General features: G+C 71.8%; 20 protein-coding genes and 1 riboswitch. Of the genes, 8 read left to right on the top strand and 12 right to left on the bottom strand.

Features of this window, described 5'->3' with window-relative positions; translation table 11 throughout:
• Window positions 1-157: 157 nt before the first annotated feature.
• The 11 genes from D1648_RS00525 to dnaA form a co-directional block, all read right to left on the bottom strand.
• The gene (locus D1648_RS00525) at window positions 158-715 is read right to left on the bottom strand and encodes a DUF3566 domain-containing protein (protein ID WP_122938853.1); all 558 of its coding nucleotides are present in this window, start codon (window positions 713-715) and stop codon (window positions 158-160) included.
• Between the two features lie 3 nt (window positions 716-718).
• On the bottom strand, window positions 719-3,487 hold the full coding sequence (gene gyrA / locus D1648_RS00520; RefSeq protein WP_122938852.1) for a DNA gyrase subunit A: 2,769 nt from the start codon (window positions 3,485-3,487) through the stop codon (window positions 719-721).
• Window positions 3,488-3,572: 85 nt separating this feature from the next.
• Complete coding sequence (gyrB, locus tag D1648_RS00515; protein WP_122938851.1) at window positions 3,573-5,723, bottom strand: DNA topoisomerase (ATP-hydrolyzing) subunit B; 2,151 nt, start codon at window positions 5,721-5,723, stop codon at window positions 3,573-3,575.
• A gap of 421 nt (window positions 5,724-6,144) precedes the next feature.
• Complete coding sequence (gene ribH / locus D1648_RS00510) at window positions 6,145-6,627, bottom strand: 6,7-dimethyl-8-ribityllumazine synthase (protein WP_122938850.1); 483 nt, start codon at window positions 6,625-6,627, stop codon at window positions 6,145-6,147.
• Window positions 6,624-7,916: a 3,4-dihydroxy-2-butanone-4-phosphate synthase gene (ribB, locus tag D1648_RS00505; protein WP_122938849.1), complete on the bottom strand. Its 1,293-nt coding sequence runs from the start codon at window positions 7,914-7,916 to the stop codon at window positions 6,624-6,626. Before ribB ends, ribH begins: the two co-directional genes overlap by 4 nt.
• Window positions 7,913-8,536 carry a riboflavin synthase gene (locus D1648_RS00500; RefSeq protein WP_122938848.1) on the bottom strand — a complete coding sequence of 208 codons (624 nt, stop codon included), beginning with the start codon at window positions 8,534-8,536 and terminating at the stop codon, window positions 7,913-7,915. The genes ribB and D1648_RS00500 overlap by 4 nt, the downstream gene beginning before the upstream one ends.
• A gap of 17 nt (window positions 8,537-8,553) precedes the next feature.
• A complete protein-coding gene (gene ribD, locus D1648_RS00495) occupies window positions 8,554-9,633 on the bottom strand; it encodes a bifunctional diaminohydroxyphosphoribosylaminopyrimidine deaminase/5-amino-6-(5-phosphoribosylamino)uracil reductase RibD (protein WP_241155296.1) in 1,080 nt (359 codons plus the stop codon).
• A gap of 113 nt (window positions 9,634-9,746) precedes the next feature.
• Window positions 9,747-9,876: riboswitch (FMN riboswitch) on the bottom strand.
• 82 nt (window positions 9,877-9,958) lie between these two features.
• Window positions 9,959-10,717: a DUF721 domain-containing protein gene (locus tag D1648_RS00490; RefSeq protein ID WP_122938847.1), complete on the bottom strand. Its 759-nt coding sequence runs from the start codon at window positions 10,715-10,717 to the stop codon at window positions 9,959-9,961.
• Window positions 10,714-11,973 carry a DNA replication/repair protein RecF gene (gene recF / locus D1648_RS00485; protein ID WP_122938846.1) on the bottom strand — a complete coding sequence of 420 codons (1,260 nt, stop codon included), beginning with the start codon at window positions 11,971-11,973 and terminating at the stop codon, window positions 10,714-10,716. Before recF ends, D1648_RS00490 begins: the two co-directional genes overlap by 4 nt.
• Window positions 11,974-11,992: 19 nt before the next feature.
• Window positions 11,993-13,117 (bottom strand): DNA polymerase III subunit beta, encoded by a 1,125-nt coding sequence (dnaN, locus tag D1648_RS00480; RefSeq protein ID WP_122938845.1) that lies wholly within the window; start codon window positions 13,115-13,117, stop codon window positions 11,993-11,995.
• Window positions 13,118-13,604: 487 nt separating this feature from the next.
• Window positions 13,605-15,299 (bottom strand): chromosomal replication initiator protein DnaA, encoded by a 1,695-nt coding sequence (dnaA, locus tag D1648_RS00475; RefSeq protein WP_122938844.1) that lies wholly within the window; start codon window positions 15,297-15,299, stop codon window positions 13,605-13,607.
• A gap of 380 nt (window positions 15,300-15,679) precedes the next feature.
• Between dnaA and rpmH the strand changes: the two genes are divergently transcribed.
• The 7 genes from rpmH (at window position 15,680) to D1648_RS00440 (ending at window position 20,031) form a co-directional block, all read left to right on the top strand.
• The gene (gene rpmH, locus D1648_RS00470) at window positions 15,680-15,817 is read left to right on the top strand and encodes a 50S ribosomal protein L34 (RefSeq protein WP_102235578.1); all 138 of its coding nucleotides are present in this window, start codon (window positions 15,680-15,682) and stop codon (window positions 15,815-15,817) included.
• A gap of 35 nt (window positions 15,818-15,852) precedes the next feature.
• Window positions 15,853-16,221: a ribonuclease P protein component gene (gene rnpA / locus D1648_RS00465; protein ID WP_122938843.1), complete on the top strand. Its 369-nt coding sequence runs from the start codon at window positions 15,853-15,855 to the stop codon at window positions 16,219-16,221.
• Window positions 16,218-16,514 carry a membrane protein insertion efficiency factor YidD gene (gene yidD, locus D1648_RS00460; RefSeq protein ID WP_122938842.1) on the top strand — a complete coding sequence of 99 codons (297 nt, stop codon included), beginning with the start codon at window positions 16,218-16,220 and terminating at the stop codon, window positions 16,512-16,514. Before rnpA ends, yidD begins: the two co-directional genes overlap by 4 nt.
• Before the next feature lie 86 nt (window positions 16,515-16,600).
• A complete protein-coding gene (gene yidC / locus D1648_RS00455; protein WP_122938841.1) occupies window positions 16,601-17,710 on the top strand; it encodes a membrane protein insertase YidC in 1,110 nt (369 codons plus the stop codon).
• A 65-nt stretch (window positions 17,711-17,775) separates the two neighbouring features.
• Window positions 17,776-18,441, top strand: coding sequence for a R3H domain-containing nucleic acid-binding protein (locus D1648_RS00450; protein ID WP_122938840.1), 666 nt, complete (start codon window positions 17,776-17,778; stop codon window positions 18,439-18,441).
• Between the two features lie 8 nt (window positions 18,442-18,449).
• On the top strand, window positions 18,450-19,115 hold the full coding sequence (gene rsmG / locus D1648_RS00445; protein WP_122938839.1) for a 16S rRNA (guanine(527)-N(7))-methyltransferase RsmG: 666 nt from the start codon (window positions 18,450-18,452) through the stop codon (window positions 19,113-19,115).
• Window positions 19,102-20,031 carry a ParA family protein gene (locus D1648_RS00440; protein ID WP_241155295.1) on the top strand — a complete coding sequence of 310 codons (930 nt, stop codon included), beginning with the start codon at window positions 19,102-19,104 and terminating at the stop codon, window positions 20,029-20,031. Before rsmG ends, D1648_RS00440 begins: the two co-directional genes overlap by 14 nt.
• A gap of 15 nt (window positions 20,032-20,046) precedes the next feature.
• On the opposite strand, the gene D1648_RS18055 is transcribed toward D1648_RS00440, so the two are convergent.
• Window positions 20,047-21,180 (bottom strand): hypothetical protein, encoded by a 1,134-nt coding sequence (locus D1648_RS18055; RefSeq protein WP_241155294.1) that lies wholly within the window; start codon window positions 21,178-21,180, stop codon window positions 20,047-20,049.
• Between D1648_RS18055 and D1648_RS18050 the strand changes: the two genes are divergently transcribed.
• On the top strand, window positions 21,155-22,198 hold the full coding sequence (locus D1648_RS18050; RefSeq protein WP_241155293.1) for a ParB/RepB/Spo0J family partition protein: 1,044 nt from the start codon (window positions 21,155-21,157) through the stop codon (window positions 22,196-22,198). The two genes, D1648_RS18055 and D1648_RS18050, sit on opposite strands and share 26 nt — an antisense overlap.
• Window positions 22,199-22,233: the final 35 nt, after the last annotated feature.

Raw genomic sequence — 22,233 nt, 5'->3', positions numbered from 1 at the left:
CCGACGCCACCTCACCGGCGAGATCGTCCGGACACGACGACGCCGCCGGGCCTCGAGGAGGCGCGGCGGCGTCGGTCTGGTCTTCGGTGCCCGGCGGGCGGGCGAGGGGCGAGGCGGGCGTCGCGGAGCACGTGCCCGCCCGACCGGCCCTCGGAGCTCACTCGTCGGTGAAGGTCATCTTCAGCCCGCCCAGCAGGGCGGCGACGAGGTTGTAGAGGAAGGCCAGCAGGGTGCCGAGCGCGGTGATGATCACGACGTTCACCACCGCGACGATGGTGCCGTAGCTGGTCATCTTCGAGAAGCTGAAGAACTCCATGAACGGCAGCGGGTTGCCGCCGTTGAGGTCGCGTCCCAGCTGGTCGATCTGGTCCCACAGCCCGATCGCCTCGACCAGGTTCCACAGCAGCACCACGGCGATGACGGTGGCGATGCCGACGGCGATCGCGATGAGGAAGGAGAGCTTCATCACCGAGAACGGGTCCAGGCGGGCCAGCGTCAGGCGCACGCGGCGCGGGCCGCGGCGCTCCTTCTCGGCCCCGACGGCGGACTGTCCGGTCTTCTTCGGGCTGCGGCTCGCGCCGCGGGCCGCGGAGCCCTTGCCCTCGCCGAGCCCCTTCTCCGACGGCGAGGAGGCGCTGTCGAAGGACGGGAGCGTCGAGGTGGCCTCGGCGGGGGCGGCATCCTGGGTGCCGGTCCTCGAGTCACTGGTGCTCACGGGTCACTCCTCGTCGTGGTCGGCGTCGTCGGTCGACGGCTCGGACTCGTCAGAGCCTAGAGCATCGCCCTGCGCGTCGTTCACTGCCTCGCCGCTGTCCTCCAGGACCGGCTTCTCGGCCTCGTCCTCGTCGATCTCGCTCTCCGGGCCGGTGGTGACCAGCAGGATGCGGTCGCCCTTGTCGGGCTTGGCGAAGGTGACACCCATCGTGGTACGGCCCTTCGACGGCACCTCGGCCACCTTCGAGCGGACCACACGGCCGCGCTCCATCACCACCAGCAGCTCGTCGGTCTCCTCGACCACGGCCGCCCCGGCCAGGTGGCCGCGGTCGTCCGGCAGCTTCGCGACCCGGATCCCGAGGCCGCCGCGGCCCTGGATCCGGTACTCGTCCACGCTGGTGCGCTTGGCGAAGCCGCCGTCGGTCACGGTGACCACGAAGGTGCCCGGACGCACCACGTCCATCGCCAGCAGCTGGTCGTCGTGGCGGAACTTCATGCCGGTGACGCCGCTGGTCGCACGGCCCGTCGGGCGCAGCACGTCGTCGGAGGCGGGCATGCGCACGCTCTGGCCGTTGCGGGAGACGAGCAGCAGCTCGTCGTCGCCGTTCACGGCGCGGGCCGCGATCACCCGATCGGGGCGGGTGCCGTCGATCCCGTCGACGTCGCGGAGGTTGATCGCGATGATCCCGCCGGTGCGGTTCGAGTCGAAGGCGGTCATCGCCGTCTTCTTGACCAGGCCGGACTCGGTGGCGAGCACCAGGTACTCGGCGTCCTCGTAGGAGTCGATCGCGAGGACCGACGCGATGTGCTCGTCGGGCTGGAAGGCCATCAGGTTCGCGACGTGCTGGCCCTTCGCGTCCCGCGGCGCCTCGGGCAGCTCGTAGCCCTTGGCGCGGTAGACGCGGCCCTGGTTGGTGAAGAACAGCAGCCAGCGGTGCGTGGTCGTGGTGAAGAAGTGCTCGACCACGTCGTCCTCGCGCAGGGACGCGCCGCGCACGCCCTTGCCGCCGCGCTTCTGGGCGCGGTACTGGTCCTCGCGGGTGCGCTTGACGTAGCCGCCGCGGGTGATCGTGACGACCACGTCCTCCTCCGGGATGAGGTCCTCCATCGACATGTCGCCGTGGAAGGGGAGGATCTGGGTGCGGCGGTCGTCGCCGTACTTGTCGACGAGCTCGGCGAGCTCCTCGGAGACGATCTGCCGCTGCCGCGCCGGGTCGGCGAGGATCGCGTTGTACTCCTCGATGAGGGCCTGGAGCCGGTCGTGCTCCTCGATGATCTTCTGGCGCTCCAGGGCGGCGAGCCGGCGCAGCTGCATCGCGAGGATGGCGTTGGCCTGGATCTCGTCGATCTCGAGCAGCTCGATCAGGCCGCGGCGGGCCTCGTCGACGTCCGGGGAGCGGCGGATCAGCGCGATGACCTCGTCCAGCGCGTCCAGCGCCTTGAGATAGCCGCGGTAGATGTGGATCTGCTCCTCCGCCTTCTTCAGGCGGAACCTCGTGCGGCGCACGATGACGTCGATCTGGTGCTTCGTCCACTCGCGCACGAAGGAGTCGATCGAGAGGGTGCGGGGCACGCCGCCGGAGAGGGCGAGCATGTTCGCGGAGAAGTTCTCCTGCAGCTGGGTGTGCTTGTAGAGGTTGTTCAGCACCACCTTCGCCACGGCGTCGCGCTTGAGGGTGATGACCAGGCGCTGGCCGGTGCGGCCGGAGGTCTCGTCGGTGATGTCGGCGATCCCCTGGATCTTGCCGAGCTTGACCATCTCCGCGATCTTGCGGGCGAGGTTGTCGGGATTGACCTGGTAGGGCAGCTCGGTGACCACGAGCGCCATGCGCCCGCCTATCTCCTCGGTGGAGACCACGGCGCGCTGGGTGATGGAGCCGCGTCCGGAGCGGTAGGCGTCCTCGATCCCGTCGGTGCCGACGATCGTGGCGCCGGAGGGGAAGTCGGGGCCCTTGATGAACTTCATGCAGGCCTCGAGCAGCTCGGGCTTGGTCGCCTCGTGGTTCTGCAGGAGCCACTGGACCGCGTCGGCCACCTCGCGCAGGTTGTGCGGCGGGATGTTCGTGGCCATGCCGACGGCGATGCCGGCGGAGCCGTTGACCAGCAGGTTCGGGAAGCGGGCGGGGAGGACGGAGGGCTCGTCGACGGTGTTGTCGTAGTTGCCCTGCATGTCCACGGTGTCCTGCTCGATGTCGCGGACCAGCTCGAGGGCCAGCGGCGCCATCTTGCACTCGGTGTACCGGGGGGCGGCCGCGCCGTCGTCGCCGGCGGAGCCGAAGTTGCCCTGGCCCAGGATCAGCGGGTAGCGCATGTTCCAGGGCTGGACCAGGCGCACCATCGCGTCGTAGATCGCGGAGTCGCCGTGGGGGTGGTAGTTGCCCATCACCTCGCCGACGACCTTCGCGCACTTCGAGAAGGAGCGGTCGGGGCGGTAGCCGCCGTCGTACATCGCGTAGACGATGCGGCGGTGGACGGGCTTGAGGCCGTCGCGCACGTCCGGCAGGGCGCGCGAGACGATGACGCTCATCGCGTAGTCGAGATAGGAGCGCTGCATCTCCTGGTTGAGGTCGACCTGGGTGATGCGGTCGACCTCCCCCTCGTCGAGCGGGTCCACGAGGGTGACGGTGCGGGAGGCGGCCTCCTCGGCGGAGAGCTCGCTGGCGCCCTCGGGCGTCTCCTGGCCCCCGAGCCCGGCGCTCTCGGCGGGGGTCGGGTCGGGGGTCGGGGTGGTCTCGTCCTCGGGGCTGGTGGGGTCGTTCGGGGTGTCGCTCATGGCGGGGAGGGCCTTTCCGGTGGGGCCGATGGGTCGTGGGGGTCCCGGGGGCGCACGAGCACGTCGGCGCCGCCCCGGGCCCCGATCAGATGTCGAGGAAGCGGACGTCCTTGGCGTTCTCCTGGATGAAGCGGCGCCGGGACTCGACGTCGTCGCCCATGAGGACGGAGAAGATCGTGTCCGCGTCGGCGGCCTCGTCGACCGTGACCTGCTTGAGGGTGCGGGAGGTGGGATCCATGGTGGTGGACTGCAGCTCCTTCCAGTCCATCTCGCCCAGACCCTTGTAGCGCTGGATGCCGTTGTCCTTGGGCATGCGGCGCCCGGCGGCCTGGCCGGCGGCGAGGCGCTCGTCGCGCTCCTCGTCGCTGAAGACGTACTCGTGCGGGGCGTTGGACCACTTCAGGCGGTACAGCGGCGGCATCGCGATGAACACGTGCCCCAGCTCGATCAGGGGGCGCATGTAGCGGAACAGCAGCGTCAGCAGCAGGGTGCAGATGTGCTGGCCGTCGACGTCCGCATCAGCCATCAGGATGATCTTGTGGTAGCGCAGCTTGGTCGCGTCGAAGTCCTCGCCGATGCCGGTGCCGAAGGCGGTGATCAGGGAGCGGACCTCCTGGTTGTCCAGGGCCCGGTCCAGCCGCGCCTTCTCGACGTTCAGGATCTTTCCGCGGATGGGGAGGATCGCCTGGGTGCGCGGGTCGCGGCCCTGCACGGCGGAGCCGCCGGCGGAGTCGCCCTCGACGATGAAGATCTCGGACTCGGCGGGGTTCCGGCTCGAGCAGTCACGCAGCTTGCCGGGCATGCCCCCGGTCTCCAGCGGCGACTTCCGACGGGTCGCGTCGCGGGCCTTGCGGGCGGCCTCGCGGGCCATCGCCGCGGCCTGGCCCTTCATGACGATGGCCTTGGCCTCGTTCGGGTGGGACTCGAACCAGTCGGTGAGCTGGTCGGTCATCACCTTGACCATGAAGGTGCGGGCGATGGTGTTGCCGAGCTTGGTCTTGGTCTGCCCCTCGAACTGCGGCTCGCCGAGCTTCACCGAGATCACCGCGGTCAGGCCCTCGCGGATGTCCTCGCCGGTGAGGTTGGCGTCCTTCTCCTTCAGCAGCCCCTGGGCGCGGCCGTAGCGGTTCACGATCGAGGTGAGCGAGGAGCGGAAGCCCTCCTCGTGGGTGCCGCCCTCGTGGGTGTTGATCGTGTTGGCGTAGGTGTGGACGGAGTCGGTGTACGCGCCGGTCCACTGCATCGCGACCTCGACGGAGATCTGCGCGTCGGTGTCCTCGGACTCGAAGGAGATGATGTCGGGGTGGATCACCTCGGCGCGCTTGGCGGAGTTGATGAACTCGACGAAGTCCTGCAGGCCGCGCTCGTAGAGATAGGAGACGGTGCGGGGGCCCTCCTCCTGGGCGCCCTGCTCGGCCTCGAGCTCGACGTCGACCTCCTCGTCCTCGCCGCCGGCGTCCTCGGGCTCGCGCTCGTCGGTCAGCGAGATGCGCAGCCCCTTGTTGAGGAAGGCCATCTGCTGGAACCGCTTGCGCAGCGTCTCGAAGTCGTACTCGGTCGTGTCGAAGATCTCGCCGTCGGCCCAGAAGGTGATCGTGGTGCCGGTCTCCTCGGTCTCCTCGCCCTTCTCGAGCGGGGCCTGGGGCACACCCCGGGAGTAGGCCTGGCGCCAGACGTGGCCCTGGCGGCGGATCTCGACCTCCATGCGGATCGAGAGGGCGTTGACCACGGAGGAGCCCACGCCGTGCAGGCCACCGGAGACGGCGTAGCCGCCGCCGCCGAACTTGCCGCCGGCGTGCAGCACGGTGAGCACCAGCTCGACGGCGGGCTTGTTCTCGGTGGGGTGCATGTCCACGGGGATGCCGCGGGCGTGGTCGACGCAGCGCACCCCGCCGTCCGCCAGGAGCGTGACCTCGATCGAGTCGCCGTGGCCGGCCATCGCCTCGTCCACGGAGTTGTCGACGATCTCCTGGACCATGTGGTGCAGGCCGCGCTCACCGGTGGAGCCGATGTACATGCCGGGGCGCTTGCGGACCGCCTCGAGGCCCTCGAGGACGGTGATGTCCGAGGCCTCGTAATGCTCCGGGGCGTGCGCCGCGCGCTCTCCGGCGGTGGTCGGGGCCGCGGGGGCCGACGCCGCCTCGGGGGCCGGTGCTGCGCCGTCCGCTCCCGGTGACGGGTCCGAGATGCCCTCGGGCAGGTCCTGATCGGGCATGGGGCGGTCGCTGTCGCTCACCTGATGTGGCTCCTCGCAGTCCGGGCGTCCCTCGGTCGGGAGGACCGAGGGTGGTCCGACGGCACCGCGGGAGGCGGTGTCCCTGCGGCCCGACACGCACGAGGCCCGCGGAGCTCCTCGCGCACGCGCGCGAGCGGCACCCGCAGGCCGCCATGATCGGGCCGACGGCATCGAGGTCGCCGGGCTGCTTCGTCCCCGGTCGACGTCGGCCGAACCGCCCTCATTCTATCGGAGAACGGCCCTGAGGCCTATTCGACGCCCCGATCCTGTGGACGACGCGACGGTGGACCCGCCCCAGACGCTCCGTGACGGCCTCTTCAACGCGCTCCGGGAGCCTCCGATGGGGGCGGGTACGCCCGAGGGGGTCCTGGCGCGGCACAGGCGCGCCTGTGGAGTCCGCCCTCGGGCGATCCGGGCGAGCTCAGCGGGAGGCGCCGGGCAGCCCCGCGAGCACCTCTGCGGTCGCGAGCGCCGCCGCGGCCGCCTCGTGCCCCTTGTCCTCCACCGAGCACTCGAGCCCGGCCCGGTCCCGCGCCTGCTGGCCGTCGTCGCAGGTCAGGAGCCCGAACCCGACGGGGACGCCGTGGTCGAGGGCGACCCGGGAGAGCCCGTCGGTCGCCGCGGCGCACACGTAGTCGAAGTGCGGGGTGCCACCGCGGATCACGACACCGAGGGCGATCACGGCCTCGTGGGTGCGGGCGAGGCGGTCCGCGACCACGGGCAGCTCGAAGGAGCCGGGAACGCGCACCAGGGTCGGCTCGTCGATCCCGGCCTCGGCGCAGGCGCGCAGCGCCCCGGCGACCAGGCCGTCCATCACCTCCTCGTGCCAGGACGCGGCGACGATCGCGATGCGGGCGCCGGGGCGGGCGGTGATCTGCGGGGTGGGGGCTCCGTGGCCGCTCATCGGGGTGCTCCTTCGTGGGCCGGGGTGGGGGTGGGCGCGGGCAGTCCGGTCAGGTGGTGGCCCAGCCGGTCCCGCTTGGTGGTGAGATACGCGAGGTTCTCGGGGGTGGGATGGGCCTCGAGGTCGAGGACCCGGTGCACTCCCGTGCCGCCGGCACGCAGGGCGTCGGCCTTCTCGGGGTTGTGGGTGAGCAGGTCGATGTCGCCGACGCCGAGGTGGGCGAGGATCCGCGGGACCACGGCGTAGCTGCGCTCGTCCACGGGCAGGCCGAGGTCGAGGTTCGCCTCGACGGTGTCGCGGCCCGCGTCCTGCAGGGCGTAGGCGCGCAGCTTCTGGACCAGGCCGATCCCGCGCCCCTCGTGCCCGCGCAGCAGCACGAGCACGCCGCGGCCGGCGGCGTCGATCCGGGAGAGGGACTCGTGCAGCTGGGGTCCGCAGTCGCAGCGCCGCGAGCCGAGCACGTCGCCGGTCACGCATTCGGAGTGGACACGGGTGAGCACGGGCTCGGCGCCGGTGACCTCTCCGCGCACCAGCACGAGGTGCTCGGCATCGCCCTCCCGCACCGCGAGGGCGCGGAAGGTGCCGAAGGCGGTGGGCAGGGGCACCTCCTCGGTGATCTCGAGCGTGGCGGGTGCCGACGGGGCCGACGGGGCGGCTGCGGGCGGCAGGTCACCGATCTCCTGCCGGTGCGCGGCGAGCTCCTCGATCGAGATCATGGCCAGGCCGTGCTCGTCGGCGAACTCGCGCAGCGCGGGTCCGCGGCGCATGGTGCCGTCGTCGTGGACGAGCTCGACGATCATGCCCACGGCGGGCAGGCCCGCCAGGCGCGTGAGGTCGACGGCGGCCTCGGTGTGGCCGCGCCGCTCGAGGACCCCGCCGGGCTTCGCCCGCAGCGGCAGGACGTGCCCGGGACGGATCAGGTCCGCCGGGGCGGCGGCGGGATCGGCGAGGACGGTGAGGGTGCGGGCGCGGTCGGCGGCGGAGATGCCGGTGGTGACGCCGGCGGCGGCGTCGACGCTGACGGTGTAGGCGGTGCGCAGCGGGTCCGCGTTCTGCGCCACCATGAGCGGCAGCTCGAGGGCGTCGGCCCGCTCGGCGCTCATCGGCGCGCACAGCAGCCCGCTCGAGTGCCGCACCGCGAAGGCGATCCGGGCCGGCGTCGCGGTCGCGGCGGCCAGGATCAGGTCGCCCTCGTTCTCCCGGTCCTCGTCGTCCACGACCACGACGGGCTCGCCGGCGGCGATCCGGGCGATCGCGGCGGGGACGGGATCCAGGCGCAGGCCGCTCATCGTCCCTGCTCCGCACCGGTCGCGGCGGGGACGAGCCCCGCGGTGAGCTTCTCGACGTACTTCGCCAGCACGTCGACCTCGAGGTTCACGCTCTCGCCGACCTCGCGCCGGCCCAGGGTGGTGCGCTCGAGCGTCTCGGGGATCAGGCCGATCGTGACCTCGTCCCCGTCGATCTCGGCGACGGTGAGGCTCACCCCGTCCACGGCGAGGGAACCCTTGGCGACGACGTAGCGGGCGAGGTGCTCGGGCAGGCGCAGGCGCAGCAGGGTGGTGCCGGCCTGCTCCTGGCGGGAGAGGATCGCGCCGGTGCCGTCCACGTGGCCCTGCACGATGTGCCCGTCGAGGCGGGAGTCGGCCCGCACGCAGCGCTCGAGGTTGACCACGTCGCCGGGGCGGAGGTCGCCGAGGGCGGTGGCGGCGAGGGTGGTGGCGATGACGTCGGCACTCCAGGTCTGCCCGTCGTGGGAGGTGACGGTGAGGCAGCAGCCGCTGACGGCGATCGAGTCGCCGAGGGAGATCCCCTCGAGCACGCGCGGGGAGCGGATCACGAGCCGTGTCGGGTCGGTGCCGGGGGTGAGGGACTCGACGGTGCCGAGCTCCTCGATGATGCCGGTGAACATGATGGTGTCCTTCCTTCTCAGGCGGTGAGGGTGCGGGGGCGCAGGGTGAGGCGGAGGTCGGTGGCCCCGCCCGGGGAGGGCAGCGGCGAGACGTCCGAGAGCTCCAGGTCGAGGCGCTGGGCGAGGGTGGTGATGCCGAGGTCGGCGATGCCCGAGCGGCCGGCGCCGAGCAGGGTCGGGGCGAGGTGCACGATCAGCTCGTCCACGAGCCCGGCGCGCAGGAAGGCGGCGGCGAGGGCGGGGCCGCCCTCGAGCAGCACGTGGCGGATCCCGCGGTCGAAGAGGGTCGCGAGCGCGGCCGACGGGTCGCGGGTGGGCAAGCGCAGCGCCGCTCCGGCGCCGTCGATCTCGGGCAGCTCGGGGGCGGCGGAGGTGCCCATCACCGCGCGCAGCGGCTGGCGGGGGTGGAGGGTGCCGTCCGGACGGCGGGCCGTGAGCGTGGGCCGGTCGATCCGAGCGGTGCCGGTGCCGACGAGGATCGCGTCGCAGGTGCTGCGCAGCCGGTGCACCTCCTCGCGGGCGGCGGGGCCGGTGATCCAGCGGCTCGTGCCGTCGGCCGCGGCGGCGCGGCCGTCGAGGGTGAGCGCGGTCTTCGCGGTGACCAGGGGGCGGGAGGAGGCGAGCCCGTGCTCCCAGCCGCGGTTCAGGGCGGCGGCGGCCTCGGCGAGCTCGGCGGGGACGGCGGTGACGACCTCGATCCCGGCGGCGCGCAGGCGATCGATGCCGCCGGCGGCGACGGGGTTCGGGTCCCGCCGCGCGATGACGACGCGGGCGATCCCGGCCTCGATCAGCGCCTTCGTGCAGGGCCCGGTGCGTCCGGTGTGGTCGCAGGGCTCGAGGGTGACCACGGCGGTCGCGCTGGCCAGGGCGGCGCCGATGTCCGAGCGTTCCCGGGCGCGGGCGAGCGCGTCGGCCTCGGCGTGGGCGGTGCCGGCGCCGCGGTGGCGGCCCTCGGCGAGGACGATCCCGTCGGGGGCGAGGAGCACGCAGCCGACGCGGGGGTTCGGGCCGAGCGGCACGGCGGGGTCCGCGGCGATCTCCAGCGCGCGGCGCAGCGCGCGGGTCTCCGCGGCGTCGATCTCGGGTGCATCCTGCACTGTCCCTCCTCGGTCCGCTGCTCGCGGTCCCGGAGGGAGAGGAAGGAGGGGGCGGCGTCGCCCGGGGTGCCGGCCGGGCCCGGAGGGACGGCGCGATCGCCCGAGGACGTCGACCACGTGCGCTTCCCATCCGGACTCTCACCGTCGGTCCAGGAGTTCCACCTGGTCAGCCGAGGGCCAGAGGCCATCGGGTCGCGGACTGTCACCGCCGGCTCGGAATTTCACCGACCCCAGTGCACGCGAGCGTCATCAGCTCGTCGAGAGCACAGTAGCAGCACTGCGCGCGGCTGTGACGGCCTGTGAACCGCAGCTCACAGCAGATCGATCAGCCGTACGTGTCCCGCGGGCCGCGCCAGGTCACGGTGCGGCGGCCCTTCTTCCACGAGCGCTCGGCGGCGGCGGGGCCGGTGACCTTGAGCTCGGAGACGACGTGGGAGCCGACGTGCTCCTCGATCGTGGTGATCAGCTGCGGGGTGAGCATCCGCAGCTGCGAGGCCCAGGCCGAGGAGGAGGCGGAGACGACGAGGATGCCGTCCTCGAAGGAGACCGGGCGGCAGTGCGTCGCCAGGCGCTCCCCGACGATCTCGTCCCATTCGTCCAGCACCCGCCCGGTGCTCATCCCGGCGTTCCAGCCGAGGTTGCCGAGCACCTTCTTCAGCACCAGCTCGATGCCCTGCGGATCGCGCGGGTCCGGCCGCGAGCCGGAGTAGCCGGGGGCCCGCCCCGAACGGTCACGCACATCCCTGGCCTGCGTCTTCGCGGAGATCGGGAAGAGGCCGCGGTCGCGGGCGGCGGCCCGGGAACGGTTCACGGTGCGGCGGGCGAGCTCGAAGGGATCGGCCGGCGCCGGGAGGTCCGGCGGGTCGTAGAGCACCTCCTCCTCGACCTCCGGCCGACGGGCGGGCCCCGCTCCGGCCGGGGCCGCCGCACGCTCATGGACCGGTCGGGCCTCGGCCGGGGCCGGCTCGGCGGAGCGCTGTTCCGGACCGGCACCGCTCCAGGTGCCGAGCCCGTAGGGGTTCGCGAGCCGCGGGCGCGCGGGGGCCCCGCCGCCCGTGCCCCGATGCCGCGCCTCGCCGCTCATCGCAGACCGCCGCTCGTGCGGGGCACCGCCTCGCCGAGGCTCACGTCGACCACGTGGATCTCGCCGTCCAGGGAGCCGGGGATGTCGGTGTCGTTCGCCGTCGTGATCAGCACCTGCGTGGCCGGGGTGATGATCCTGCCGAGCCGTTCGCGGCGGTGGACGTCCAGCTCGCTGAAGACGTCGTCGAGGATGAGGATCGGCTCGCCGTCGCCGAGGTCCCCCTCCTCCAGGCGCAGCAGGTCGTAGCTGGCCAGGCGCAGGGCGAGGGCCAGGGACCAGGACTCGCCATGGCTCGCGTAGCCCTTCGCGGGGAAGTCGTGCAGGCGGATCTCGAGGTCGTCGCGGTGCGGGCCGGTGAGGTTGGTGCCGCGGTCGATCTCCTCGTCGTGCCGGGAGACGATCAGGGCGAGCAGCGCGTCGTGGATCTCGCGGGTGCCGGGCAGCTCGCCGGGAGCGGTGCCCAGCTCGTCGAGCACGGCGGAGCGGTAGCGGACGTCGGCCGGGGAGGTCACCTCGCCGCGCTGGTCGGGCGGGAGGTCCAGCGCCTGCTCCGCCCCCTCGTCGGTCGCGACGCGCAGGTAGGAGTAGCCCAGGTGCGGGCGCAGACGGTTCACGAGGTGGAGGCGCGCCCGCAGCAGCTCGGCGCCGTGCCGGGCCAGCTGCTGGTCCCAGACCTCGAGGGTCGAGGCGGCGGACTCGGCCGGGTCCAGCCCTCCGACGCTGCGCCCGGAGCCGCCGCGGCGCATCGAGCGCATCTGCTTGAGCAGGTTCCCGCGCTGCTTGAGGACACGGTCGTAGTCGGCACGCACAGAGGCGAAGCGGGGCGCGATCTCGAACAGCAGCTCGTCGAGGAAGCGGCGTCGGCCCTCGGGATCGGCCTTGACCAGGCCCAGGTCCTCCGGGGCGAAGAGCACCGCCCGCACCTCGCCGAGCAGGTCGCGCAGCCGCGGGACGTTCTGGCCCTGGAGCCGGGCGCGGTTGGCCCTGCCCGGGGTGATCTCGAGATCGACCTGCAGGGGCCGCCCCGCCCGCTCGAAGCTCGCCCGCACGATCGCGGTGGACTCGCCGCGGTGCACGAGCGCCGCGTCATGGGGCACGCGGTGGCTCGAGAGCGTCGCGAGGTACCACACGGCCTCGACGATGTTGGTCTTGCCCTGGCCGTTGGGGCCCACCATGACGGTGATCCCCGGGCGCACGGGCAGGCTCAGCTGCCGGTAGGAGCGGAAGTCGGTGAGGTCGAGAGTGGTCAGGTGCACGGAGGGAGCTCGCCCTCCCTCAGATCCGCATCGGCATGATGAGGTACTTGTACGACGTCTCGGGCTCTCCCTCGAGGGAGTCCTGGCCCGACATCACCGAGGGCTTGATCGAGTCGGTGAAGGTCAGGCGCGCGAACTCGGTGCCGAGCGCGCCGAGGCCGTCGAGCAGGAAGCCGGAGTTGAAGCCGACGACGAGGTCCTCGCCCTCGAGCTGCGCCTCGAGCACCTCGCTGGCCTGGGCGTCGTCCCCGGCGCCGGCCTCGAGCGCGACCTGTCCCTCGGAGAAGGACAGCCGCACGGGGGTGTTCCGCTCGGCGACGAGGGAGACGCGCTTGACCGCGTCGATGAGCGCGCCGGTGGAGACCACGGCGGTGATCGCGGTGGTGTCGGGGAACAGGCGTCGCACCGGCGGGTAGTCGCCGTCGACGAGGGTCGAGGTGGTGCGGCGACCGCCGGCCTCGAAGCCGATCAGGGTCGCGGAGTCCTCCTCGGACAGGGCGATCTCGACCCCGCCGCCGGTGGAGAGCGAGCGGGCGACCTCGTGCAGGGTCCGTCCGCGGACCAGAGCGGTCAGCTCCGCGCCCGGGGTCGAGGGGGTCCAGGTCAGCTCGCGCAGCGCCAGGCGATAGCGGTCGGTGGCCATCAGCGTCATGGTCTCGCCGCTGATCTCGACCTTCACACCGGTCAGCAGCGGGAGGGTGTCGTCCTTCGAGGCCGCGACGGTGACCTGCGAGATCGCCTCGGAGAACACGTCGGCTGCGACGGTGCCCGCGACCGGCGGCATGGTGGGCAGCTGCGGGTACTCCTCGACGGGCAGCGTGGCGAGGGCGAAGCGGGCGCTGCCGCAGCGGACCTGGAGCTTCGTGCCCTCGAGCGCGACGGAGACGTCCTTGTTCGGCAGGGCGCGGACGATGTCCGAGAGCATGCGCCCCTGGACGAGCACCTCGCCGGGCTGCTCGATCTCGGCCTCGAGCCGGATCTGGGCGCTGACCTCGTAGTCGAACGTGGACAGCTGCAGCTCGCCGCCTGCGTCGGCGACGATGCGCACGCCCTGCAGGATCGGCATCGCCGGACGGACAGGGAGGGTGCGGGTGGCCCAGGAGACGGCGTCGCCGAGGACGCCGCGGTCGAGGTGGAACTTCACCGTTGCCACTCCTTCGCAGTGGTCGAATGCCGGATCGTGATCGAACGGAGCACAGCGTATCGGTTCCCGAGCCCTCCCGACGACACACCGGCTCCGATCCTTGACTTCGGCTCCCTGCTCCTCCGTGCTCCTCTGCCGCTCCTGCCGACCCCCGCCCTCCACATCCACGACGAGCAAGAAACTACAGACCTCATCATCACGGCTGTGGATCTCGTGGATAACCGCCATCGCTGCAGGTCACGCCGATCGGTCGAGGCGTGCACGACTCGTGGAGGATCACAGCGCGTCCGTGGGCCGGCTGTGCACGGAGCGACCTCCTCAGCAGATTCTTGTCATTCGGCCGTGCACATCGGCTCCTGCGGGAACGTCGCTCGTTCCACACTGTCCACAGAGTTATCCACAATTGGGGAGAACCGGCCGCTGACCTGGGATGTCATTCCCCGCGGCACCCGGCGGCCCGAACGGGGTCCGGACGCCGCCGACGGTGTCACTGACGCGACGACGAGCTCGAGCTCTTGATCCTGGCGGTGAGCTCTGTGACCTGGTTGAAGATCGCCCGACGCTCCTTCATCAGCTCCGAGATCTTCTTGTTCGCGTGCATGACCGTGGTGTGATCGCGGCCGCCGAACTCCTCGCCGATGCGGATCAGCGGCATGTCCGTCAGCTCGCGGCACAGGTACATGCCGATCTGCCGCGCCGAGACCAGGCGCCGCGAGCGGCCCGTGCCCACGATCTCCTCGACCGAGAGCCCGAAGTAGGTCGCCGTCTGCGCGATGATCGTCGAGGCCGTGATCTGCGCGCCGTCGTCGTGGGAGAGCAGGTCCTTCAGCACGGACTCGGCGAGCGTGACGTCCATCGGCTGCCGCGACAGGGAGTGCAGCGCCTGCACGCGGATCAGCGCGCCCTCGAGCTCGCGGATGTTCGTGGCGATGTGGCTGGCGATGTACTCGAGCACGTCGTGCGGGACCTCGCCGGTGTTCTCCTGCGCGACCTTCTTGCGGAGGATCGCGATGCGGGTCTCGAGGTCCGGCGGCTGCACGTCCGTCATCAGCCCCATCTCGAAGCGGGAGCGCATGCGGTCCTCGAAGCCGCCGAGCTCCTTCGGGGGCAGGTCCGAGGTGATGACGATCTGCTTGTCCGAGTTGTACAGGGTGTTGAACGTGTGGAAGAACGCCTCCATCGTCTCCGGCGCCCGCTGCAGGAACTGGATGTCGTCGATGAGGAGGATGTCGATGTCGCGGTAGCGGCGCTGGAACTCCTGCGCCTTGCCGAACTGGCCGGACTGCACGGAGTTGATGAACTCGTTGGTGAACTCCTCGGAGTTCACGTAGCGCACCACCACATCGGGGTAGAGGCTCTGGGCGTAGTGGCCCACGGCGTGCAGCAGGTGGGTCTTCCCCAGACCCGAGCCGCCGTAGATGAACAGCGGGTTGTACGCCTTCGCCGGCGTCTCCGCGACGGCCGAGGCGGCCGCCTGCGCGAAGCGGTTCGAGGAGCCGATGACGAAGGTGTCGAAGGTGTACTTGCTGTTCAGACGCGAATCCTCGCCGAGCGTCCCGCCGCCGGCCGGTGCCGGGCGTCGCGGCGCGGGGCCCGGGGAGGGCGCGGAGGCGCCGGACAGGCCCGCGTAGGCGCTGGGGTCGTCGGCCGCGGAGCCCCGGAAGACGTCCTCCTCGATGCGGGAGAGGAAGCGACCGGTCGACGGGGTGTCCGGCTCCGGAGAGCTGCTCGAGGGCAGCGCGGCGCGGCCGGCCTGCCCGGAGGAGGGCAGCACGGAGCCCGGTCCACGACGGAAGGGGGCGTTGTGGACATCCCCCCTGAGGCTGTCCACATCGTTGTCCACAGGATGTGCACTACGGTCGGCGGAGCGGGAGGTCAGAGGCGGTGCGGGCACCGGATCCGGCTCGTCCCCCTCGAGCAGCAGGGACTCGTCGACCGTCACCGCGAAGCGCAGGTCCGTGCCGGTCGCCTCGCAGAGCGCGGCCTTCAGCGAGCTCGCGATCCGGTTCTCGATCAGCTCCTTCGCCGAGGTCGAGGGCACGGCGACCAGGGCGGTGTCCGCCACGACGGCCATCAGGCGGGAGAGGGTGAGCAGAGCCATCACGCGCTGGGAGACGGTGTCGTCGCGGCGCAGGATGCCCAGCGTGCTCTCCCAGATCGCGTCGGCGTTCGCCTCGGGCATCAGGCTGTCCCCCTCGGGTCTCGGGCACGGGTCGGCATAGTTTTCCACAGTATCCCCGGTACTGTGGATCGTCGATGTGGACAACAGGGCGCGGCATGAGGCCCGGGACGTCTTCGCCGCGCTCGCCCGCGCGACACGCGGTCGTCGATGAGAATCCGGCCACAACCGGCCTGCGAGGGGCCTCCTCCGTTGACCCCGCGCACCCCCGCGCCTAACATCGTGCAGTCAGCGCTGCGCGCCGCCCATGGCACCGATCCGGTGTCGCTCCTGCGGAGGCTCGGCAGCCGCCCCGCCCCGGCGGGTGCGCCCGGACATCCGTCCGCGCAGCAGACCACATGCCACCGCGAGGGGCACGCCCGTGCCCACGATCGAGGAGAACCATGAGCAAGCGCACGTTCCAGCCGAACAACCGCCGCCGCGCCAAGAAGCACGGCTTCCGCGCCCGCATGCGCACCCGCGCCGGCCGCGCCATCCTGAACGCCCGCCGTGCCAAGGGCCGCTCCGAGCTCTCGGCCTGAGCCGGTCGTGACCAGGGCCGAGGCGTCACGGCGTCGTGTACTGGTCTAGTCACAGGCTCCGCACCGGCGACGAGTTCCGTGCGGTCACCCGCGGTGGAGCGCGCAGCGCCCGATCCCACGTGGTCGTGCACCTGACCCTGCTGACGCAGGGGGAGGAGGCACCCCGCGTGGGATTCGTCGTGTCCAAGAGGATCGGCAACGCCGTCGTGCGCAACCGCGTCACCCGGCGCCTGCGCGAGATCGTCCGCCCGCATCTGGAGACCCTCCCGCCGGGCAGCGCGATCGTGCTGCGGGCCCTGCCGGGCATCGACGAGCAGCCCTTCGCCGAGCTCCGCGCCGACGTGGACTCGGCGCTCGGCTCCGCCTCCCGCAAGCTCGCCCGACGCGGGGAGGGACGGCGGTGAGCGCGGCCTCGCGCCTGCGCGGCCTCGCCCGGCTCCCGCGGAGGCTGCTGATGCTCCCCGTGCGCGGCTACCAGGTGGGCATCTCGCCCTACACCCCTCCAGCCTGCCGCTACGACCCCGTCTGCTCGCAGTACGGCATGGATGCCCTGCGCACGCACGGGGCCGTGAAGGGGACGGTGCTCACCACCTGGCGGATCCTCCGCTGCAACCCCTTCACCCGGGGCGGGCTCGACCCGGTCCCCGCGCCCGGCATGTGGAGCAATCCACGCCGACTGCGGCGCCCGGCCCCCTAGGGCCTACCCTTGTCCGAGACTCCCCGACCACAGCCGGCACCTCGCATGAACGACATGCGCATCCGTGCGGCAGGAAGACCAGGCCGATGAATCCCCTGTACCCGATCGAGTGGGCCGTCGCATGGCTCATGGTCAAGTTCCATGCGCTGCTGTCCGTGTTCATGGAACCGGACTCCGGCCTGACCTGGGTGCTGTCGATCGTCGGCCTCACCGTCGTGGTCAGGACCCTGATCATCCCGCTGTTCGTGCGCCAGATCCGCGCCTCCCGCGCGATGCAGATGGTCTCGCCCGAGCTGCAGGCGGTCCAGAAGAAGTACAAGGGCAAGACGGACCAGGAGTCCCGGCAGAAGATGGCCGAGGAGACCATGGCCATCTACAAGGAGGCCGGGGCCAGCCCGTTCTCCTCCTGCCTGCCCGTGCTGCTGCAGATGCCGATCTTCTTCGGCCTGTTCCGGGTGCTGTTCTACAAGCTTCCCGAGGCCGCCGGCGGGGAGGCCTTCGGCCCGCTGACCTCCGATCTGGCCCGCAGCGCCAGCAACTCCACCATCCTTGGCGACGTCACCATCGCCGACAGCTTCCTGAACTCGGGCGACGGCGGGATCACCACCAAGATCATCGCCGGCATCATCATCGCGGCCATGTGTGCGGTCACCTTCTTCACCCAGAAGCAGCTGACCATGAAGAACATGCCCAAGGCGGCCCTCGAGGGCCCCATGGCCAGCACCCAGAAGATGATGCTGTACATGCTCCCGTTCATCTACGTGATCACGGGGCCGGGCATGCCGATCGGTGTGCTCATCTACTGGCTGACCACGAACGTGTGGACCTTCGGCCAGCAGTACATCGTCATCCGGGCGACGCCGACCCCCGGCTCCGACGCGGAGAAGGAGCGCCAGGCGCGCATCAACGCCAAGCGCGAGCGGAAGGGCCTGGAGCCGCTGGACTTCACCCCGCCGAAGAAGGTGACCGCCCCGGACCCCGAGCCCGAGCGCAACATCCGGATCCAGCCCTCCGCGAAGAACAAGGGCGGCAAGAAGCTCACCGACGAGGAGAAGCTCCAGCGCGCCCGCGAGGCCCGCGCGAAGGCCGCCGAGGAGCGTCGGAAGGCCCAGGAGGCGGCCGGCGAGACCCCGGACGCCCCTCCGAAGAGCGGCGGCGCCCTGAACAAGGGCGGCAAGAAGAAGCGGAAGAAGTGACCTCGCGCCCCGGGAGCACGGCCGCTCCCGGGACGTCCATCCCAGCATTCCCCGGAGGATCCTGAATGAACGAGACCACCACCGACCCGTCGTCGGCCGACGAGACCGCCGCCGAGCAGGCGCACGAGGGCACGGACGCCCCCGCCGCCGAGTCCGCGGAGACCGCCTCCCCCGCGGAGACCGCCGGCTCCGGCGAGACCGCCGAGCCGCAGGACGCGGGCGAGAGCGAGCGCGAGGCCGAGGACGACGCCGAGTCCGCCGAGGAGCGAGTGCGCCGCCTCGAGGAGGAGGGCGACATCGCCGCCGACTACCTCGAGGAGCTGCTGGACATCGCCGACCTCGACGGCGACATCGACATCGACGTGGAGGGCGACCGCGCCTCGGTCGAGATCCGCGGCGCCGACCGTCTGGCCGCGCTGAACCGCCCCAAGGGCGAGCTGCTCGACGCCCTGCAGGAGCTCGCCCGCCTCGCGGTCCAGACCCGCACCGGTGCCCGCTCGCGCCTCATGCTCGACATCGGCGGCTTCCGCGCCGAGCACAAGGGCAGCCTCGAGGAGCTCGCGGCGACCGCGATCGCCGAGGCGAAGGAGTCCGGGCAGCCCGTGCCGATGCGGCCGATGAACCCCTTCGAGCGCAAGGTCGTCCACGACGTCGCCAAGCGCGAGGGGCTGCGCTCCGAGTCCGACGGCGACGGCAAGGGCCGTCACGTCGTGATCTACCCCGCGTCCTGAGGCCGGCCATGACGACGCTCCCCGCACCGCTCCGCCCCACGGCCGAGCGCCTCCTCGGCGACCGTCTCGAGCTCGCCGAGCGCTTCGTCGCGCTGCTCGCCGAGCAGGGGCCCGAGCGCGGCCTCATCGGCCCGCGCGAGGTCGAGCGGCTCTGGGAGCGGCATCTGCTCAACTGCGCGCTCATGGTCGATGCGATCGAGCCCGGGACCCGGACCCTGGCGGACGTCGGCTCCGGCGCCGGGCTGCCGGGCGTCGTCATCGCGATCGCCCGCCCCGAGCTGCAGGTGACGCTGATCGAGACGATGCAGCGCCGCACCACCTGGCTCGAGGAGGTCGACGCCGAGCTCGACCTGGGCCTCGAAGTGGTGCGCGCCCGCGCCGAGGAGCTGCACGGGCGGCGCACCTTCGAGGTGGTCACGGCCCGTGCCGTCGCGGCGCTGGACAAGCTGGCCCGCTGGACGCTCCCCCTCGTGCAGGAGGAGGGGGTGCTGCTGGCGATGAAGGGCTCCTCCGCGGCGGAGGAGGTCGAGAAGGCGCAGAAGGTCCTCGCGAAGCTCGGCGGCGTCGACCCCACCATCACCCGGTACGGGAGGGGCGAGGTCGAGGTTCCCACTACAGTGGTCCAAGTGCGTCGCCGGCCGAAGGCGAGCAGGAAGGGAGATGCGCGTGGCTGAGAAGCGCGAGGGCTCCTCCCAGGGGGCGGGGTCGATGGACGACACCCCGCTGATGCGCGAGCTCACCCGGGACCACGCCCGCCGCCGGCAGCTCGAGGGCGTGGAGTTCACCGCCCCGCAGCACACCCGGATCGTGACGATCGCGAACCAGAAGGGCGGGGTGGGCAAGACCTCCACCACCGTGAACCTCGCGGCCGCGCTGACCATGGGCGGTCTGCACGTGCTGGTGATCGACGCGGATCCGCAGGGCAACACCTCCACGGCGCTGAACATCGAGCACCATGCCGAGGTGCCCAGCATGTACGAGGTGCTGGTCGAGTCCGCGCCGCTGTCGGACGTGGTCCAGGACGTGCCCGACATGGAGCGTCTGCAGTGCGCGCCGGCCACGATCAACCTCTCCGGGGCCGAGATCGAGCTGGTCTCCCTCGTCGCGCGCGAGAACCGGCTGCGCAACGCCATCCGCGAGCATCTCGAGGAGCGCGAGGCCCAGGGACTGCCGGGCCTGGACTACGTGCTCATCGACTGCCCGCCTTCGCTGGGCCTGCTGACGGTCAACGCGCTGGTCGCGGCCCGCGAGGTGATGATCCCCATCCAGGCGGAGTACTACGCGCTCGAGGGCCTCACGCTGCTGCTGAACAACATCGATCTCATCCGGCAGCACCTGAACCCCGAGCTCGTGGTCTCCACGATCCTGCTGACCATGTACGACGCGCGCACCCGCCTCGCCGCACAGGTCGCCCAGGACGTGCGGGACCACTTCCCCGACCAGACCCTGGAGACCACGATCCCGCGATCGGTGCGGATCTCCGAGGCGCCGAGCTACGGCCAGACCGTGCTCACCTACGATCCCGGCTCCAGCGGGGCCCTCGCCTACCGGGCGGCGGCCTACGAGCTGAACTCACGCCCCGCCCCCTGACCTCGACCTCCCCCTTCACCGCGCGATGTCGCGCCCGGCACGGAGGTCACCCCCCACGGTGACGACATTTCTCGGAAGGACAACGGCCATGACGCAGAAGCGAGGACTCGGCAGAGGTCTCGGTGCGCTGATCCCGGGGGCGGGCTCCGCGCCTGCTCCCGAGCAGGAGCTGCGCACCCGCACCCGGCCCCAGCCGGAGGGCGGCTCCTCCGCCGCGAGCCCGCGTCCCGTGGACATGTTCTTCTCCGGTGAGAAGGTCTCCTCCGACGACTCTCCGCAGAGGGGCTCCGACGGCGCCCGCGATCTCGCTGCCGGCATGGCGCGAGCCGCCGCCGAGCGCCGGGGCCGCACGGCCGGGCGCGGCGGCTCGGCGACGACCACGCGCTCCTCCTCCCGCAGGGCGGCCGGCGCGACCACCGATCCCGACGCGGCGGAGAGCATCGACACCGCCCCGGCCAAGAGATCCTCTGCCCCCGCGAAGAGGTCCTCCGGATCGACGAAGGCCGGCTCTGCCGCTTCGAAGAAGACCTCCGCTCCGACGAAGAGCAGCTCCGCCGGGGCGAAGAAGTCCACCGCTGCGGCGAAGAACTCCACCTCGCCGGTGGAGGAGACCTCCGCTGCGGAGGGGGCCGAGGCGGCGACGAGCACGGCCCCGACGAAGTCCACGGGCACGAGCTCGCGCACCCGGAGCTCCGCACGCTCCGGCTCGGCGAAGGGCTCGCCGTCGACGAAGCGCACCGGTTCCACGAAGAGCTCCGGTTCCGCGAAGCGCACCGGTTCGGCGAACGGCTCCAGCGCCGCGAAGACCTCGGGTGCCGCGAAGAGCTCCGGTCCCGCGAAGAAGGGCACGGGCACCGCGAGGACCACGCGTCGCAGCACGGCAGCGCCGACGGATGACGCGGCCATCACGACCGCCGCGGAGGGCATCGCCCCGGAGCAGCGGACGACCGCTCCGGCGGACGACGACCGCACCCCGGACAGCGTCGTCGCCGGCTCGACTCCCCAGGAGAAGACGGCGGCGCCGGTCGCCCAGGAGCCGGCCGAGGAGCACAGGACCGCGTCGGAGACCGGTGCCGGGGGATCCGAGGGGACCGCGCCGTCCTCGACGGAGGACAGCCCCGTCGTGGACGTCGAGGAGGTCGAGTACACCCCGGCACGTGTCGCGTCGGCCGAGGATGTCGCAGATCTCGCAGCTCCCGCAGGGGGCGAGCCCGAGGCTCCGGCGCCGGACGAGACGGCAACGTCCCGGACCGCAGAGGACGAGGACGTCGACGTGGTCGGCCAGCGGCCCGACTCGGTCGATCAGCCCGCCGGTCAGGCGGAGAGCCAGGGGCTGCTGAACGTGCCTGGGGCCGAGTTCGCCGAGATCCCGATCCATGAGGTGCGGGAGAACCCGCGCAACCCGCGCACGATGTTCGACGAGGACGAGCTCGACGAGCTCGCCTACTCGCTGCGTGAGGTGGGCGTCCTCCAGCCCGTCGTGGTCCGGCCCATCCCCGTGACGGAGGACGGCGAGTCCTTCGAGCTCGTCATGGGTGAACGGCGCTGGCGCGCCGCCCGCCGGGCCGGGCTCATCTCCATCCCGGCGATCATCCGTGAGACGAGCGACGACGACCTCCTGCGCGACGCGCTGCTCGAGAACCTCCACCGCACCCAGCTGAACCCGCTGGAGGAGGCCAACGCCTACCAGCAGCTGCTGGACGACTTCGGATGCACCCAGGACGAGCTCGGCGACCGCATCGGGCGGTCGCGCCCTCAGATCACCAACACGCTCCGCCTGCTGCGTCTTCCCGCTCTCGTGCAGCGGCGACTCGCCAGCGGTGCGATCAGCGCCGGCCACGCCCGTGCCCTGCTCTCCCTCGATGACCCGGCCCTCATGGAGGAGCTCGCACAGCGGATCGTCAGCGAGGGGCTCTCGGTGCGCGCCGTGGAACGCCTCGTGGCCAGGGGAGGCCAGCAGCAGACGCCTCGCACGGTGCGTCGCAGCACCTACGACCCGCGCGTGGTCGATCTGACCAGCCGCCTCTCCAACCGGCTGGAGGCGCCGGTCCGCATCGACGTGGGCAAGCGCAAGGGCAAGATCACCCTCGAGTTCACGAACCTCGAGGATCTCGAACGGCTCATCGAGAACATGGGGCTCGACGTCCCGGTTCCTGAACGGGACTGACCCACCTCATCGTCTTCTGGCATCGAGGACTCACC

Origin of the sequence: Brachybacterium sp. EE-P12, from assembly GCF_003711805.1 — a bacterium.
Classification (GTDB): domain Bacteria; phylum Actinomycetota; class Actinomycetes; order Actinomycetales; family Dermabacteraceae; genus Brachybacterium.
Note: the sequence above shows the minus strand (reverse complement) of the source record. Positions and strands in the feature narration are given on the sequence as shown.